16 protein-coding genes are annotated in these 15,046 nt (G+C 72.9%); 7 read left to right on the top strand and 9 right to left on the bottom strand.

Translation table 11 applies throughout. The features are described 5' to 3' along the window. The first annotated feature begins 3 nt into the window (after positions 1–3). The gene (locus tag DEI86_RS04850; protein ID WP_111048948.1) at positions 4–951 is read left to right on the top strand and encodes a CPBP family intramembrane glutamic endopeptidase; all 948 of its coding nucleotides are present in this window, start codon (positions 4–6) and stop codon (positions 949–951) included. 53 nt (positions 952–1,004) lie between these two features. Here the strand turns inward: DEI86_RS04850 and DEI86_RS04845 are convergent, their stop codons facing one another. Beyond that, positions 1,005–1,802, bottom strand: coding sequence for an HAD-IIA family hydrolase (locus tag DEI86_RS04845; RefSeq protein WP_111012270.1), 798 nt, complete (start codon positions 1,800–1,802; stop codon positions 1,005–1,007). Positions 1,803–2,101: 299 nt separating this feature from the next. On the opposite strand from DEI86_RS04845, the gene DEI86_RS04840 reads away from it, so the two are divergent. Together DEI86_RS04840 and DEI86_RS04835 are read left to right on the top strand one after the other, a co-directional pair. After that, the gene (locus tag DEI86_RS04840; protein WP_111049052.1) at positions 2,102–2,764 is read left to right on the top strand and encodes a TrmH family RNA methyltransferase; all 663 of its coding nucleotides are present in this window, start codon (positions 2,102–2,104) and stop codon (positions 2,762–2,764) included. 282 nt (positions 2,765–3,046) lie between these two features. Then, entirely contained in the window at positions 3,047–3,853 is an 807-nt protein-coding gene (locus DEI86_RS04835) for an NAD(P)-dependent oxidoreductase (protein WP_111048947.1), read from the top strand. A gap of 30 nt (positions 3,854–3,883) precedes the next feature. Here the strand turns inward: DEI86_RS04835 and DEI86_RS04830 are convergent, their stop codons facing one another. The 3 genes from DEI86_RS04830 to DEI86_RS04820 are packed head-to-tail and all read right to left on the bottom strand — an operon-like array spanning position 3,884 to position 7,385. Next, positions 3,884–5,992, bottom strand: coding sequence for a YhgE/Pip domain-containing protein (locus tag DEI86_RS04830; RefSeq protein WP_111048946.1), 2,109 nt, complete (start codon positions 5,990–5,992; stop codon positions 3,884–3,886). Continuing rightward, a complete protein-coding gene (locus DEI86_RS04825) occupies positions 5,989–6,708 on the bottom strand; it encodes a hypothetical protein (RefSeq protein ID WP_111048945.1) in 720 nt (239 codons plus the stop codon). The genes DEI86_RS04830 and DEI86_RS04825 overlap by 4 nt, the downstream gene beginning before the upstream one ends. Then, entirely contained in the window at positions 6,705–7,385 is a 681-nt protein-coding gene (locus DEI86_RS04820; RefSeq protein WP_111048944.1) for a TetR/AcrR family transcriptional regulator, read from the bottom strand. The genes DEI86_RS04825 and DEI86_RS04820 overlap by 4 nt, the downstream gene beginning before the upstream one ends. A 300-nt stretch (positions 7,386–7,685) precedes the next feature. On the opposite strand from DEI86_RS04820, the gene DEI86_RS16465 reads away from it, so the two are divergent. Then, entirely contained in the window at positions 7,686–7,856 is a 171-nt protein-coding gene (locus DEI86_RS16465; protein WP_181434603.1) for a hypothetical protein, read from the top strand. A gap of 175 nt (positions 7,857–8,031) precedes the next feature. Then, positions 8,032–8,373, top strand: coding sequence for a hypothetical protein (locus tag DEI86_RS04815; protein ID WP_111012275.1), 342 nt, complete (start codon positions 8,032–8,034; stop codon positions 8,371–8,373). Positions 8,374–8,532: 159 nt separating this feature from the next. On the opposite strand, the gene DEI86_RS04810 is transcribed toward DEI86_RS04815, so the two are convergent. After that, positions 8,533–8,706, bottom strand: a complete 174-nt coding sequence (locus tag DEI86_RS04810) for an Rv0909 family putative TA system antitoxin (RefSeq protein ID WP_111011321.1) — start codon at positions 8,704–8,706, stop codon at positions 8,533–8,535. Between the two features lie 126 nt (positions 8,707–8,832). Here DEI86_RS04810 and DEI86_RS04805 point away from each other — a divergent pair, with 126 nt between their 5' ends. Next, complete coding sequence (locus DEI86_RS04805) at positions 8,833–9,564, top strand: triose-phosphate isomerase family protein (RefSeq protein WP_258376465.1); 732 nt, start codon at positions 8,833–8,835, stop codon at positions 9,562–9,564. Between the two features lie 105 nt (positions 9,565–9,669). Here DEI86_RS04805 and DEI86_RS04800 read toward each other — a convergent pair whose 3' ends face one another. Genes DEI86_RS04800 through DEI86_RS04790 form a run of 3 tightly spaced genes read right to left on the bottom strand, consistent with a single transcriptional unit; the run spans position 9,670 to position 12,958 of the window. Continuing rightward, positions 9,670–10,782, bottom strand: coding sequence for a Brp/Blh family beta-carotene 15,15'-dioxygenase (locus DEI86_RS04800; protein ID WP_111048943.1), 1,113 nt, complete (start codon positions 10,780–10,782; stop codon positions 9,670–9,672). Then, positions 10,779–12,044, bottom strand: coding sequence for a lycopene cyclase family protein (locus tag DEI86_RS04795; RefSeq protein ID WP_181439703.1), 1,266 nt, complete (start codon positions 12,042–12,044; stop codon positions 10,779–10,781). The genes DEI86_RS04800 and DEI86_RS04795 overlap by 4 nt, the downstream gene beginning before the upstream one ends. Beyond that, on the bottom strand, positions 12,041–12,958 hold the full coding sequence (locus tag DEI86_RS04790) for a bacteriorhodopsin (protein ID WP_111048941.1): 918 nt from the start codon (positions 12,956–12,958) through the stop codon (positions 12,041–12,043). The genes DEI86_RS04795 and DEI86_RS04790 overlap by 4 nt, the downstream gene beginning before the upstream one ends. A gap of 176 nt (positions 12,959–13,134) precedes the next feature. Between DEI86_RS04790 and DEI86_RS04785 the strand changes: the two genes are divergently transcribed. Beyond that, on the top strand, positions 13,135–14,427 hold the full coding sequence (locus tag DEI86_RS04785) for an adenylosuccinate synthase (RefSeq protein WP_111011316.1): 1,293 nt from the start codon (positions 13,135–13,137) through the stop codon (positions 14,425–14,427). 193 nt (positions 14,428–14,620) lie between these two features. Here DEI86_RS04785 and DEI86_RS04780 read toward each other — a convergent pair whose 3' ends face one another. Continuing rightward, on the bottom strand, positions 14,621–14,986 hold the full coding sequence (locus DEI86_RS04780; protein WP_111048940.1) for a hypothetical protein: 366 nt from the start codon (positions 14,984–14,986) through the stop codon (positions 14,621–14,623). Between the last annotated feature and the right edge of the window lie 60 nt (positions 14,987–15,046).

Here is a 15,046-nt window from a genome sequence, read left to right as displayed (position 1 = left end):
GGCGTGCGCGAACGGTCGACGGAGCGCAGGCGTCCGCGCGTCCCCCCGTCCCTCCTGGTCGGCATCGCGCCGGTCGTGGTGTTCGCGACGATCGAGGTCATCCGTGCCCGGCCTGGTGACGACTACGAGCGGGTCGGCCTGACGATCCCGAGCGTCGTCACCGCCCTGCTCGTGCCCGAGGCGATCGCCGCCGTCGCGCTCGCCCTCGTCGTGACCGGGCTCGGTTGGTGGCGCATCGGCACGATCGACCTGCGTCGCGGAGCTCCCGGATGGGCGGCCGTCGCGCCGATCGTCATCCTCCTCATCGAGGCGGGGAGGCTCGCCACCGTCGCCTGGAACGGCCGCCCCCTCGCCTACTTCCTGCTGCTCGGACTGGCGACGCTGCTCGTCGGGTTCTTCGAGGAGACCATGGCCCGCGGCGTCCTGCTCGTCGGGCTCCGCCGTCGCCTGCCGGAACTCTGGGTGTGGATGGTGTCCTCGGCGGTGTTCGGCTGCCTGCACCTGCTCAACGCCCTCGCCGGACAGGGCCTCGGGACCACGATCGAACAGGTGGTGTTCGCGGCCGCGTTCGGGTCCGTGCTGTACATCGCGCGGCGGCTCACCCGGACCCTGCTCGTGCCGATGCTGTTGCACGCGGTCTGGGACTTCGGCGTGATCGGTGCCGGAGCCGCGGGAACGAGTGTGCCGCTGCCGGTCGTCGGGTTCCTCGGGCTGCTGACCTTCGGGATCCTCGTGTTCGGCGTCGTCGCTGCCGCGTTCGTCGCGCTGCACACCGATCGGCCCCGGCGCCTCGCGCAGCGCTGGAAGCACGTTCCACCACGCTCGGCGTTCGAGGTCCCGGCGGCCGTCTCACCGCACGCCGCCGATGGGCCGCCGCCGTCGGGTCCGGTGTCCGAGGGACCGCCGCCGTCGGGTCCGGCGTCCGACGCCGAGTCCGTGGCCCTGGGCTAGCTGCAAGGTCTCTCCCGGGGTCGGGGACGCGGAGGGAACCACCTGAGCAGCCCCTACATCTCCACTTCGTACGGGGTCTGCGTCACGAGCTCGTGCACGCCCGACAGGATCTCGTTCGGACGGAACGGGTACCGCTCGACCTCGGACATGTCGCTGATGCCACTCATCACCAGGATGGTGTGCAGCCCGGCCTCGATCCCCGCCACGATGTCGGTGTCCATCCGGTCGCCGATCATCCCCGTGTTCTCGGAGTGCGCCCCGATCCTGTTCATCGCCGAGCGGAACATCATCGGGTTCGGCTTGCCGACCACGTAGGGCTCCTTGCCCGTGGCCTTCGAGATCATCGCGGCGATGGCGCCCGTCGCGGGCAGGACGCCCTCGGCGCTCGGACCGGTGGCGTCCGGGTTCGTGACGATGAACCGGGCGCCGTCGCGGATGAGTCGCACGGCCTTCGTGATCGCCTCGAACGAGTAGTTCCGGGTCTCGCCGACGACGACGTAGTCCGGCGCGGTCTCGGTCATGATGAACCCGGCCTCGTGCAAGGCAGTCGTCATGCCGGCCTCGCCGATCACGAACGCGGAACCGCCGGGCATCTGCGACGCGCAGAAGTCGGCCGTCGCCAGCGCCGAGGTCCAGATGCGGTCCTCCGGCACACTCAGACCGGACCGTCGGAGGCGCGCGCTGAGGTCACGCGGCGTGAAGATCGAGTTGTTCGTCAGCACGAGGAACGGCGTCCCGGTGTCGAGCCACTGCTGCACGAGTTCGGGCGCCCCGGGGAGCGCGTGGTTCTCGTGCACGAGCACGCCGTCCATGTCGGTGAGCCACGCCTCGACCTCGTCGCGCGATCCCATGCGTCCCTCTCGTCGGAGTCCGGTCCCGCCGCCCAGCGGGCCGCTTCACCATACCGTCGCAGCCTCGACCACCCGTCGGGCTCACGGCTGCCTGTGGGCGGAGTGCCAGCCCGGCCACGTGGTGAGGGATCGAGCACGCGGACCCGAGCCGCACCTCCCGGCCGCCCGCTCGGTGCGGGAACGCGCACGGGGACCGGAACCGTGCCTCCCGGCCGCCGTATCCTCGACTGGTGACCGATGACGCCCCGGCACCCGACGTCCCCGTCCGGCCGGGAGGCCCCGCTGCCGTCCCCGACGCAGTGCCGGCGCCCGTCCTCCCGCCGTCGCACGAGCACACCACCCACGGGGTCGGGCCCCACCCCCGACCGTGGCCCGACGACCCACGGCTCGACCCCGAGCTGCTGCAGCACGGTGACACCCGCAACGTCGTCGACGCCTACCGGTACTGGCGGATGGAGGCGATCGTCGCCGACCTCGACACCCGTCGGCACGGGTTCGACGTGGCGATCGAGAACTGGCAGCACGACCTCAACATCGGGTCGATCGTGCGGAGTGCGAACGCGTTCCTCGCCGGCACGGTCCACATCATCGGACGGCGGCGCTGGAACCGACGCGGGGCGATGGTGACCGACCGGTACCAGCACGTGGTGCACCATCCCGACGTGGCGACGTTCCTCGCGGCGATGCGGGACGAGGGGCGACCGGTCGTCGCGATCGACAACCTGCCCGGCGCCGAGCCGATCGAGACCGCGGCCGTGCCCGAGCGGTGCGTGTTCCTGTTCGGGCAGGAGGGGCCGGGGCTCTCGCCCGAGGCCCTCGCCGGCGCGGACCGGTCCCTCGAGATCACGCAGTTCGGGTCGACCCGGAGCATCAACGCCTCGGCCGCGGCGGCGATCGTCATGCACGCGTGGATCGTGCAGCACGGGGTGTTGCCCGGCGCCGGGCGTCGACCGGCGGGCTGACGTCGACGCCCGGCGCTACCCGACGTGACCCGCGGTGCGACCTCGGCCCGCGGCGCGACCTCGACCCCCGGGGCGGGGTTGCACCGCGCGAATGCACGTCGCACCGCTGAATGCCCCGGTTCAACGTCCCGCACCCGGTTCAACGTCCCGTACCCGGTTCAACGCCCCCCGTCCGCGGTTCAACACCGGGGGAGGGTGCAGCGGCGTCGGCGACAGCACCGAGCGACGACTGGCGCGTGCTCGCCTGGGCCGTGGTGGGCCTCCCGGCCGTAGTGTCGACGCATGGCGACGCTGCTCATCACCGGGGCCGCGGGACGCATCGGGTCGGCGCTGCGCCCGAGGCTCCTGGCGGCCGGACACTCCCTCGTGCTGTTCGACGCGCGCGAGCCCGACCCACCGGTGGGCGACGGGGAGCGCTTCGTGCCGGGGGAACTCCACGACCGCGCCGCGCTCGAGACCGCGATGATCGGCGTCGACACGGTCGTGCACCTCGCGGGCATCCCGACCGAGGCCACCTGGGACGACATCGTCGCGACGAACATGACCGGGACCAAGGACGTGCTCGAGGTCGCCGCGGCGAACGGGGTGCTCCGCGTGCTGCTCGCGAGCTCGATCCACGCCGTCGGGTTCGTCGCCGAGGAGCACGACGCCCCGAGCAGTGTCCCCGGCGACCGGCTGCCCCGCCCGGACTCGTACTACGGGGTGTCGAAGGCCGTGATGGAACTCCTCGGGAGCCTGTTCGTCGACCGTTTCGAGATGTCGATCGTCTCGGCCCGGATCGCGGCGTTCGCGCCCGAGCGTCCGCACTCCCGACGGGCGCGGTGGGTGTGGACGTCGGCGGACGACCTCGCGCGCCTCGTCGAGGTGACCGTCGGGTTGACCGAGCCGGGGCACCACGTGGTGTGGGCGACCTCCCGGAACAGCGGCTCGCAGGTCGACCTGACGGCGGGGGAGCGGATCGGGTTCCGCCCGGTCGACGACGCGGCCGCGGTGCTGTCGGACGAGGAGTTCGCCGCGATGCCCGACGAGGAGATGCGGTGGCTCGGGGGGAGCATGGCGACGCAGCCCCTGGGCGAGCCGGCCCCCTGACCCGAGGCCCCCGTCGCTCGGAGCCCCGGCCTACCCGATCAGGCTCGGCCGCAGGTCCCGCAGCGTCCGGAACCGACTCTGCCGCCCGGCCACGAGCGCGGTGACCACCAGTGCCCCGAGCAGCCAGCAAGCGAGCACGCCCGAGTCCGACCACGCAGCGGACACCGAGGCGCCGTACATGAGCTGCCGGATCGCGTCGACCGAGTAGCTCATCGGCAGGGCGAAGTGCAGTGCGGCGAGCGGCGCGGGCAGCGTCTGCCACGGGAAGGTCCCGCCCGCGGTGACGAGCTGGATGAGCATGAGCACGAGCCCGAGGAACTGCCCGACGGACCCGAGCAGCACGTTGAGCATCATGATGATCGCGGCGAAGGTGACCGACGCGAGGACCATCACGGCGATCGTGCCCGCGACGTGCTCCACGCCGAACCCCAGCGCGAACCGCACGATCGCGAACAGCGCGAGCATCTGCACGAGGCCGAGCAGCGCCGGGGTGAGCCAGGCGCCGAGCGTGATCGGCAGGGGCTTCCGGACGGCGGTGATCGCGCGGCGGGAGATCGGCCGCAGGATCAGGAACAGCGCGTACATGCCGATCCACGCCGCGAGCGAGATGAAGAACGGGGCGAGCCCCGCGCCGTACGTCCCGGCGTTGGCGATGTCCTGGTCGGCGACGCGCACCGGGTCCGAGATGACCGACGCCTGCGCGTTCCGGGTCGAGGCGTTCGATGCGGGGATGTCGTTCCGACCGGACTTGAGCGACGTGTGCAGCTCGACTGCGCCGGCGTGTAGGGTGTCGAGCCCGGACGCCAGGGACGTCGCGCCGGCATCGGCCGTGGCTGCCCCGGCGGCGAGGGACGACGCGCCCGAGGACAGGGTCGTGGCGCCCTTCGCCAGGGCCGATGCCCCGGAGGACACGGCCGCGGCGCCGCTCGAGACCTGGGCGGCACCGGAGGACAGCGTGCCGGCGCCGTCGTCGAGCCGGGCGATGCCGTTCGTCAGCGTGGGGGTCGCGGCGGCGAGCGAGGCAGCGCCGGACGACACCTGGGCGGACCCGGAGGCGAGCTGGTCGAGCTGGGTGCGGAGCGTGGCGCTCTGCTGCTGCAGGCCGGTGATCTGCTGCTGCAGCGTGGAGTTCTGCAGCGCGGCGGCGATCGCGGCCTGCTGCGCGGGTGTCAGGGCGGCGTCGGCGGGCAGGGCGGCCTGGATCTGCGTCAGCAGGGTGGTGGGCGACAGCGCGGCCACGCCGTTCAACACGGGGTCGAACGTGGTGGCGAGCTGCTGGTTGCCGGCGGCGACCCGTGCGGCACCGGTCGCGAGTTGCTGCGTCGACGACGGCAGCGAGGCCGTCTGGGACCGGAGCTGGTCGAGCCCGGCGTCCAGGGACGCGGCGCCCGACGCGGCCGAGGCCGAGCCGGAGGCCACCCGCGACGCGCCCGAGGCGAGTGCGGCGGTCTGCGCCGGCAGGTCGGCGGTGCCCGACGCGAGCTGCGACGCCCCGGAGGAGAGCTTCCCCGTCCCCGCCGCGAGCTGCTGGGCGCCCGACTCGGCCGTCCCGAGACCGGACGCGAGTGACCCGCTGCCCCGGACGGCCGGCAGCAGGTTCGTCCGGATGTCCGCGAGCCCGACGAGCAGGGTCTTGGCGGCTCGCTTGCCGACCTGCTCGGACACCGAGGTGCGCATGGTCTTGCCGGCCTGCTCCGCGATCGTCGACGCGAGGTAGGAGTTGGCGTCGCTCGTCGTCATGACGAGCTCGGCGCGCTGCGGGTCGCTGTCCGAGGCGCTCGCGAGGTCCTGGGAGAACGCCGCGGGGATCGTGACCACGAAGTCGTAGCGGCCGGACTTGATGCCGGAGGTGGCGGCCGACGCCGACGTGACGGTCCAGTCGAACGAGCCGTCGCGGACGGTCTGCTTCGCCACCTGCTCGCCGTAGTCGACGTGGTGGCCGTCGACGGTCGCCCCGGTGTCGTTGACGACGAGCGCGGCGGGGACGTGGTCGAGCTTGGCGTAGGGGTTCTGGTTCGCCCACAGGTACAGCCCGCCGTACAGCAGCGGCACGATCATGAGCGCGATGAACGCGACGCGGGCGAGGGGGGTCGCGGTGAGCCGGCCGAGTTCGGCGCGGACGAGTGCGGGTGTGGTCACGAGCGGGTGCTCCCCTGGGTGGACGCTGCGGGTGCGGGTGCGGGTGCGGCTGGCGATGCGGCCGGGAGGGACGGTGCGCGTCCGTCGTGGGCCGTGCCTCCCGCTCGTGGCTGGCTCCGCTGCATGATGGCGGTGATGGTCTCGACGGCCGCCGCCGAGGCGATGACGAGGACGGCGATGCCGCGGTCGGCGACGTTCTGGAGGACCGCGAACCAGTCCGCCACGGACCCGCCGTGGCGCTCGGGGGTGGTCACGACGAGCCCCTCGATGCCGTCGCGCAGCAGTGCGAGCTCGACGAGCAGGCGGATGCGCGGCGCGGTCGGGACGCGTTCGATCGGGGTGTCGGCCCACTCGGTCAGGTCGAGTTCGTCGAGCACGGTCGTGACGGCGTCGCGGCCGGTGTGGCGTCCGGCGAAGGCGAGTTCCTCGCGGACGATGCGGCGCACGGTCATGACGGCGAAGGGCTCGGCGACGGTCGGTGTGTCGACGAGGGCGACCGTCCGGCGGACGCGGGCCGGGTCCTCGACACCGTCGACGAGCAGGCGGCCGGCGTCGGGCTGCATCCGGCCGCCGGCGACGAGCGACGCCACGACGGGGGTCTGCTCGGTCTCGACGGCGACGAGCCCGGGGCGACCGGGTTCGGCGACGGCGGACACCGGGGGCAGTGGGGCGCCGGGCCCGCTGCCGATCGCGAGGGCGTCGAGTTCGAGGATCATGCGGGCGGCTCCGGGGTGACGGGTCTGGATGCGGATGCGGGTGCGGGTGCGACGATGGGTGTCCGCGGCGGGACGGTCTCGAGGACATGGAGGGAGGACCTCCAGTCCAGCCCTGCCATGCCGAGTGCGGACACGACGACCATGCGGTGCCCGTCGGCGGGACTCGTGCCGGCGCGTGTGGCCTCGTCGAGCACGGCGATGCAGGCGCCCTCGACCAGGCGCGCGAGCGATTCGACGGGCACGTCGTCGCGGAAGAGCCCGGCCCGGACGCCGTCGGCGCAGGCGTCGATCACGGCGGCGCGGAGCGGGGCGAACACCGACGCGATGCGGTCGACCGAGGGTCCGTGCAGGGCGATCCGGGCCAGGGAGCGGACGTCGGCCACCTCGGCCCAGAGCGCGGCGGCGATGGTCGCGATGCGGACGTCGGGCAGGAGCGGTGCGAGCTCGGCCGCCGCGGGCATCGTGCCGAGGATCCGGCGCGCGCCGCCCGTGACGACCTCGTCGACCAGGTCCTCACGGGTGGGGAAGTGTCCGTAGACCGCGCGGCGCGACAGGCCCGCCGCCGCGGCGATGGTCTCGATCGAACCGTCGGGGTCGGCCTGGAGGACCGTGCGGGCGGCGTCGACGAGTGCGGCCCGGTTCTCGGCTGCGTCGCGTCGCGGACTCCTCGAGGGCATGGGATCAGCCTACGAACGTGCACAGTGCTGTGCAACATCGGGGTGGCGCATCGCGATCGGCTGCGCAACGCGGCTCGGAGTTCGTTCTGCGGCCCTCCGGAGGCCTTGGCCCGCGTCTAGGGGATGCTCTGACGCAAAGGATGCGCAAGGTGGACAAGTAGTTAGACGGCCTAGTGTTTCGATGCCATGCTCGACCCATGACGAACCGGCGCAATCCCGAGGGGCCCCACGCGGTCGACGCGTTCCCCCCGACGCAACCCATCGACATGCGCCAACTCTTCCTCGACCAGGAGGCCATCAATGCTCGACCGTGAGACCCTCGCCAGCCTGCGCCAGAACCCCATCGAGTGGCGCCGCCGTGGCCTGACGCCGCCGGACGCCCTCGCCGCCATGGTCGAGGCCCGCGTCTCGGGCACGTCGAAGCTGCGCCGTCCGCTCGACCCGAGCTACGCGGACTTCTTCCAGGCCTGAGCGCCCCGCGGGTCCGTCCCGCGCTCGGCCCACGACGGCACCCCTCCTGACCGGAGCGGGTGCCGTCGTCGTCCCGGGACCCGGCCGGGACGCGCGTTCGTCTCGTTCCCTGGACAGGACGTGAACGCGCTCCGGGAGCCGGTGTTTCACTGGTCGGCAGGATGCAGGAGGAGCGATGAAGTACATCCACTACGACAGCACCGCGGTCATGACGGGGAGCGAGATCGCCGACGCCGTGATCGAGTACGCCGCGGCCCTCGGCGCGGCCGGTGGTACGGACACCGTGCACGTCCCGACCTTCGACGACCACGGATCGGTCGCGTACGCGACGCTGCTCATCGGACCCGCCAGCGAGATCGTCGTCGACGACGCCCCGGACGACGAGCTCGAGCCCGAGGACCCCGCGTTCGTCGAGCGGCTCCGTGAGGGTGCCCGGAAGCTGTCGGGCGCGACGCCGGTCCACGCCGACGGCACACCGGACTTCCGCGCTGGCGTCCCGCGCCCCGAGGGCGACTGAGCCAGCGGCCGCAGGTCCGGACGGCGACGGAGCCACCGGCCCCGAGCCTCCCTGACGGGGCGGCACCCGTCCCCTGACGAGTCGGCACCCGGTCCCCCTGACGACGACGGCACCCGGTCCACAGGGAACGGGTGCCGTCGTCGTGTCGGTGGAGCGGGGTCAGTTGCCGATCTTGTCGTCGGCGGCCTGCTCGCCCTTCTCGATCTGGTCGGAGTGTCCGCCGCCCGTGGCCTTGTCGGCCGCGCCTGCCGCCTTGTCGAGGCCGGCGTCGGACGCCTTCTCGCCCTTGTCGCTGTCCGCGAAGTCCTTCGCCTTGTCGCCGAGGTCTGCCATGTCGTGCTCCTTCCGAGTGCTCCAGCCCGCCCGGGATCCACTGCCCCGGACGTTGGGTGCCCACGTTCCTCCCGGCTGCGGGGAGCGTTCCCAGCGTCTCGGCCGGTCATCGCGTTCACTGGGCTCGTGACCATCCACATCGGCATCAGCACCAAGCTCTATCTGTCGTACCGCCAGTCCCTCGACTGGCTCGGCCGCGTCACCGAGCTCGCTCGGGACCACCCCGGCGTGGTCGACGGCCGCGTGGCGCTGTTCGTCGCGCCCTCGACGCCGCTGCTCGAGTCCGCCGTCCGGCTCGCTGCGGGCACCCGGGTCCGCGTCGCCGCGCAGGACGTCAGCCGCTACGCCGAGGGCGCCCACACCGGCGAGACCGGCGCGCCCCTGCTCGCCGAGCTCGGGGTCGCGATGGCCGAGATCGGGCACGCCGAGCGTCGCGCCGACGGCGAGACCGACGCGGTGGTCGCCGCCAAGGTCGCCGTCGCCCAGGAGGCCGGGCTCACCCCGCTCCTGTGCGTCGGCGAGACGACGCGGTGCGACCCGGGGGAGGCCGCCGCGTGGTGCCTCGAGCAGGTCCGCGCCGCCACGACCGGACCGCTCATGATCGCGTACGAGCCGGTCTGGGCGATCGGTGCCGCGGAACCGGCCCCAGCGTCCCACGTCACGGCGACCGTCGACGCCCTGCGCGACGGACTGCCGGGAGCGCTCGCGGGCACGCCGATCGTCTACGGGGGGAGTGCGGGCCCGGGGTTGCTCGGACGGCTCCGCCCGAGCGTGGACGGCCTGTTCCTCGGGCGCTTCGCCCACGATCCGGAGAACGTCCGCCGGGTCCTCGACGAGGCCGCGGCCCTCACCGCCTGACCCCCCGTTCACGCTGCCGAATCGCAGAACGCGCCGTCAACGGGCGCGGTGGGAAGCGGAGTGTGCTGCGACCTCGGCACCGTGGGGCGAGTCACGAGGCCCGCATCAGCCCTCGTCGCGCCGCGCCTCCCGACGGTGCCGGCGCACGCCCCACACGCCCTGTCGCCGGTCCATCCAGGCCACGACCGCGACGTGCGGGACGGTGAGCGCCGCGATCAACGCGAGGTACACGCCGAGCGGCGAACCGTCACCGCGGCGGAGCAGGGCGAGTGCCACGAGCATGGCCGTCGCGATCGCCGTGACCGGCCAGGCGTCGCGCGCGAACCGCAGGAACGGCCGGACCGGACGCCCGGCGCGCAGGTCCGACGCCGACGCCGGGTCGAGCAGCTCGAGCCGGACGATGTGCCGGAGCGCGTGCCACAGGCAGAAGTACAGACCAACAGCCAGGACCGCCGGTACGACGGCGAAGAACGCGACGAGGAACAGGGTCGCGCCCAGGTCCCGTCCGAACGCGCGACGCTGCGCCGGATGGGCCCGGGCTGAGCACGCCTCCACCAGGACGGTCAGGAGGACCGTGGCGGCGAACACCACACCGACGGCCACGCGGACGGTGGGTTGGAACACCGCGGCGACGTCGCCCGGGGGCACGTGCCGCACCACGCCCGCGGTGTCGAGCAGGACCTGTCGGTACACCGCCGGCTGCGTGACGAACGGCACGAGCATCGGGATCCCACCGCGGACGACGACGGTCCCGACCGCGAGCGGCACGGATGCCGGCCGGGCCTCGACCGACTGTCGCACCCACAGGTCGCCCTGTCCCCAGTGGAACCACGTCAGCCCGATGAAGCCGGCGAAGCCGACGAGTGGTGCCGCCCACCAGAGCACTGCGGTCGCGCTACCGAGGACCAGGTACGCCACGACGACCACGAACACCGACAGCGGCGCCCGCGCTGTCGCTCGCATGCGCACCGGCACGAGGTGGTCGAGCGCGCCGTGCGGCAGGCCGAACACGACGAGGCTGAGCGCGAACGGCACGAGCTGCACCGCCGGGGGGAGCTGCACCTCGGCGGCGCGGAGGGCGACGCAGGCGACCAGCACGGCCCCGAGGACCAGCGAGGCGGGCCGGAGCACCCGTCCCCGCACGGCACCGCGCAGGGCTCCGTCCAGTGGCAGGTCAGCGGGCGCGCTCGCGACGCCCGGGAGGCCCGTGCTGCTCATCCGGGCGCCGAGCGGTCCGCCAGCCGTCCCGCTCGCCGATCCCGTGCCGTGGCGAGCAGCGCCCGCACGACCACCCGGACCGCCGCCAGCAGGAACGGGACCGTCGGCAGCGCCAGGACCATCCGCAGGTCGTCGCGGGCCGTCGAGCGCTCCGTGAGGAACCGGACCAGGGCGTCCCCCGGGACCCGGTCGAACATCCGGAGGAAGACACCCGGGACCGCGTCGGGGCGGTCCTGGAGGAACCGCAGGAACACGGTGTCGAGCACCCACGTCCGCATCGGTCCGCGGGGCGGGGTCCGATGCCCCGCGGCGAGCCCGGCGGCCGCGCGCTGGATCCGCAGGAACGCGTACCCGGTGCTCGGTCGCACCGCTCCTCCACGGACGCCGACGATGTCCGGCGGCACATCACGCCCAGCGAGCCGCATCGGGATCACGCCGTGCTCGCCGCCCATGCGGTCGAGCTCGTCGGGGCCGAGTCCGTGGCGCTCCCGGAGGTACGTCGTGATCCCTGCCTCGAGGACCGCGCGAGGCACCGCCGCCTCCGTCAGGTAGGTGTCCTCGACGAGCGCCTCGGTCCTCGACGCGGGCAGGACGTACACGAAGTGGATCCCGCGGGACTGGTCGACGTCGAAGTCCATCAGTGTGACCACCCCGGGGTCGAACACGGGACGGTGCGCGCGGACCCGGACGCCGAGGAAGCGCTGCGCGAACGCACCGCCGCCGTCCTCCGGCCTGGTGTCGACCGGCCCGCGGGCGTCCACCACGCGCCGGGCCGGAACGTCGCCCGATGGTGTCCGAACCGTGCTGCCGTCGGGGCCGGCGTCGACGCCGGTGACGGCGGTGCCGAGCCGGAGCCGGACGTCGGCCAGCCCCGCCAGCCGATGCAGGGCCTCCCGGTAGTAGTCGGACGCACGGATCGAGACGTACGGGGTCGCGGCGGCCGTCGTCGTCACGGTGCGCCCACCCGCACGGACGGCCCAGGACGACCAGCGCGCCGTGATGCAGTCGTCGAACGGTGTCGGTTCCACGTGCCAGAACGACCACGTGTGGTCGTCCGTGTAGGCCGTGCGGGCGTCGAGCAACACGACGGACCCGGCCGACCTGCGCTCGGCGAGGGCGATCGCGGTGGCGAGCCCCGCGCACCCCGCGCCGAGCACCGCGTAGTCGACCGGGACGGGGTTGCGCGCGGACCCGGGCTCCGGCGCTGCCGTCGTGCCCGTGCCCGTGCCCGGGCGGGCGTCGTGCGCGAGCGCGCCGCTCACCGGGGGCGCTTGACCCGCGGCGCTCCCTGCGCCGAGGCGCGGACCGACTCCGACAGCGGCGGCAGGACCGCGTCCGAGACCTTGACCGACGACCACCACACCGACTCGGGGTGCGTGTCCTCGTGGTCGCGGACGTCGGCTGCCGTGCGGAGCTTCGCGACCTTGTGGATCATGGCGCCGAAGCCCACCTTGGCCGCGATGTCGGCGGCGGAGAGCAGCACCTGCATCCAGGTGGTGACGGCGCCACCGTGGCCCCAGCCCTGCAGGCCGAACACGATGGGGTACACGAACCAGGTGACGAGCAACAGGATGCACGCGTTCGTGTAGGTGCCGATCGCCTCCCCGTCGGCGAACTGCCGGCGACTGCCCACCATGACGTAGATGATCACGATGTACAGGACCACCATGAACACGCCGGAGATCGACCCCCACAGCGCGAGGCCGCCCAGGGACTCCCCGTCGTCGATGACCACGCCGCCGATGTACCCGGTCGTGATCATGAGGAACGCGGCACCGATGCCGACGAACCGGACGCGTCGAGCCGCCGGCCCCGCGAGCATCGCGACGCCGATGAGCTCGATCATGAGCATCGGGACGGTGACCGTCCAGTCCATGTACCGCGGGGTCCAGCTCAGCATCGCGTCGCTGTTCGGCAGCCACCGGCTGCCGTGCTGGTCGTAGCCGAGGTCGAACTTGATGACGAGCAGCACGTACGACAGGAACGCGACCGCGGTGATCCCCATGCTCGCGTAGACCGAGGTGCGGTAGCGCGGCGAGACCTCGTTGCGCGACGTCCACGACTTGATGAAGTAGGCGATCATGGCCAGGCCCGCCACCGCCAGCGCGTAGAGGATCACGGAGTGTTCGGCCTCGGTCAGGGGCACCTTCCAAGGGGCGATGGTGTCGTCGTGCATGCTGCACCTCTCGTCGTGGCCACCGGGGCGGCCGCCGCGCGCTGCGGACCGCCCTGACGATGCTCGGAGGCGACTGCCCGACGCCCCAGGTAACGGGGGAAACGAGCCCGATAGAATCGGGTGGACCACCGGCCGCTCGGTCGGGCCCGGTCCTCCGCAGACGTGAGGAGAACCACATGCCCGCAGTCGTGATCATCGGAGCCCAGTGGGGGGACGAGGGCAAGGGGAAGGCCACCGACCTCCTCGGCAGCCGCATCGACTACGTCGTCAAGTTCAACGGCGGCAACAACGCCGGGCACACGGTCGTGGTCGACGGACAGAAGTACGCCCTGCATCTGCTGCCCTCGGGCATCCTCACGCCGGGCGTCACGCCGGTCATCGGCAACGGCGTCGTCGTCGACCTCGAGGTCCTGTTCCAGGAGCTCGACGCGCTCCGGGCCCGCGGGGTCGACGTCTCGAAGCTGCGGGTGTCGGCGAACGCCCACGTCATCACGCACTACCACCGGACCATCGACAAGGTGACCGAGCGGTTCCTCGGCAAGCGGCAGATCGGCACGACCGGCCGGGGCATCGGGCCGACCTACGCCGACAAGATCAACCGCGTCGGCATCCGGATCCAGGACATCTTCGACGAGAACATCCTGCGGCAGAAGGTCGAGGCCGCGCTCGAGCAGAAGAACCACCTGCTGGTCAAGGTCTACAACCGCCGGGCGATCGAGGCGGAGGAGGTCGTCGAGTCGCTCCTGTCGTTCGCCGACCGGCTCCGCCCGATGGTGACCGACACGGCGCTCGAGATCCACCGGGCGCTCGAGCGCGGCGACACCGTCCTCTTCGAGGCCGGCCAGGCCACCATGCTCGATGTCGACCACGGCACGTACCCGTTCGTCACGTCGTCCTCGGCCACGGCGGGCGGCGCCGCCACGGGTTCCGGCATCGGTCCCGGCCGCATCGAACGCGTCATCGGCATCGTCAAGGCGTACACGACCCGGGTCGGCGCCGGCCCGTTCCCGACCGAGCTGTTCGACGAGTCGGGGGAGTTCCTCCGTGCGAACGGGTTCGAGTTCGGCACGACGACCGGACGGCCGCGCCGCTGCGGCTGGTACGACGCCCCGATCGCCCGGTACTCGGCCCGGATCAACGGTGTGACGGACTTCGTGCTCACGAAGCTCGACGTCCTGACGGGCCTCGAGACGATCCCGGTCTGTGTCGCGTACGAGGTCGACGGCGAGCGCATGGACGAGGTCCCGGTGTCGCAGTCGGACTTCCACCACGCCGTGCCCGTGTACCAGGAGTTCCCCGGCTGGTCCGAGGACATCTCGGGCGCGCGGAGCTTCGACGACCTGCCGAAGAACGCGCAGGACTACGTGCTCGCGGTCGAGGCGATGTCCGGCGCACGCATCTCCGCGATCGGCGTCGGCCCCGGCCGTGACGCCATCGTCGTGCGCCACGACCTCCTCGGCGCCGAGTAGCCGACGCCGCGGGCGCCCCCTCCGGCCGCGTCGGCCGCCGGGGCGCCGGCGCCGGCCGGTGGCGCCCCTTCTCTCCCGCGAGATCGCAGTCGTTGCCGCTATGACCCCGGTCGAAGCGGCAACGAGTGCGATCTCGCGGTTCGGGGGAGCGGCCGGAGGCCGGTGCCCGGTCGGCTGGCCAGCCGCCCGGGCGTCAGCGGTACCCGGCGGCGGCCGCGAACGCCGGCCATCGCGCGGGGGCGGCACCGGGGCGCCCGCGCTCCTGCGCGTCGATCTCGGCCGCCAGCGCGCGGATCGCCGTCACGTGCTCGGGCAGGATCAGGTCCCACGGGGCCGGGAGGCCCGGCTCGAGCAACGCGGACAGGCCCGCATCCTCGGCGCGGTGCAGATCGCGGAGGACGGTGGCGAGGTGGACGTCACGGACGAGGCGGGCGGCACGGAGGTCCTCCAGGACGGCGTCGCACTCGGCTGCGGGGCGTGCGGTCCGGGTCGCGTTGACGAGGCGTTCGAGCAGCGCGCGCTCGTTCCACAGCGCGGCTGACAGGTCTCCGGCGTGCACGCGTCCTCCTGACGGTCGGCCTGGGAGCCATTCGACCAGGTGTCGCACCCGATCACCAAG

The sequence above is a fragment of the Curtobacterium sp. MCBD17_028 genome (assembly GCF_003234875.1).
In the GTDB taxonomy this organism is placed as follows: Bacteria; Actinomycetota; Actinomycetes; order Actinomycetales; family Microbacteriaceae; genus Curtobacterium.
Note: the sequence above shows the minus strand (reverse complement) of the source record. Positions and strands in the feature narration are given on the sequence as shown.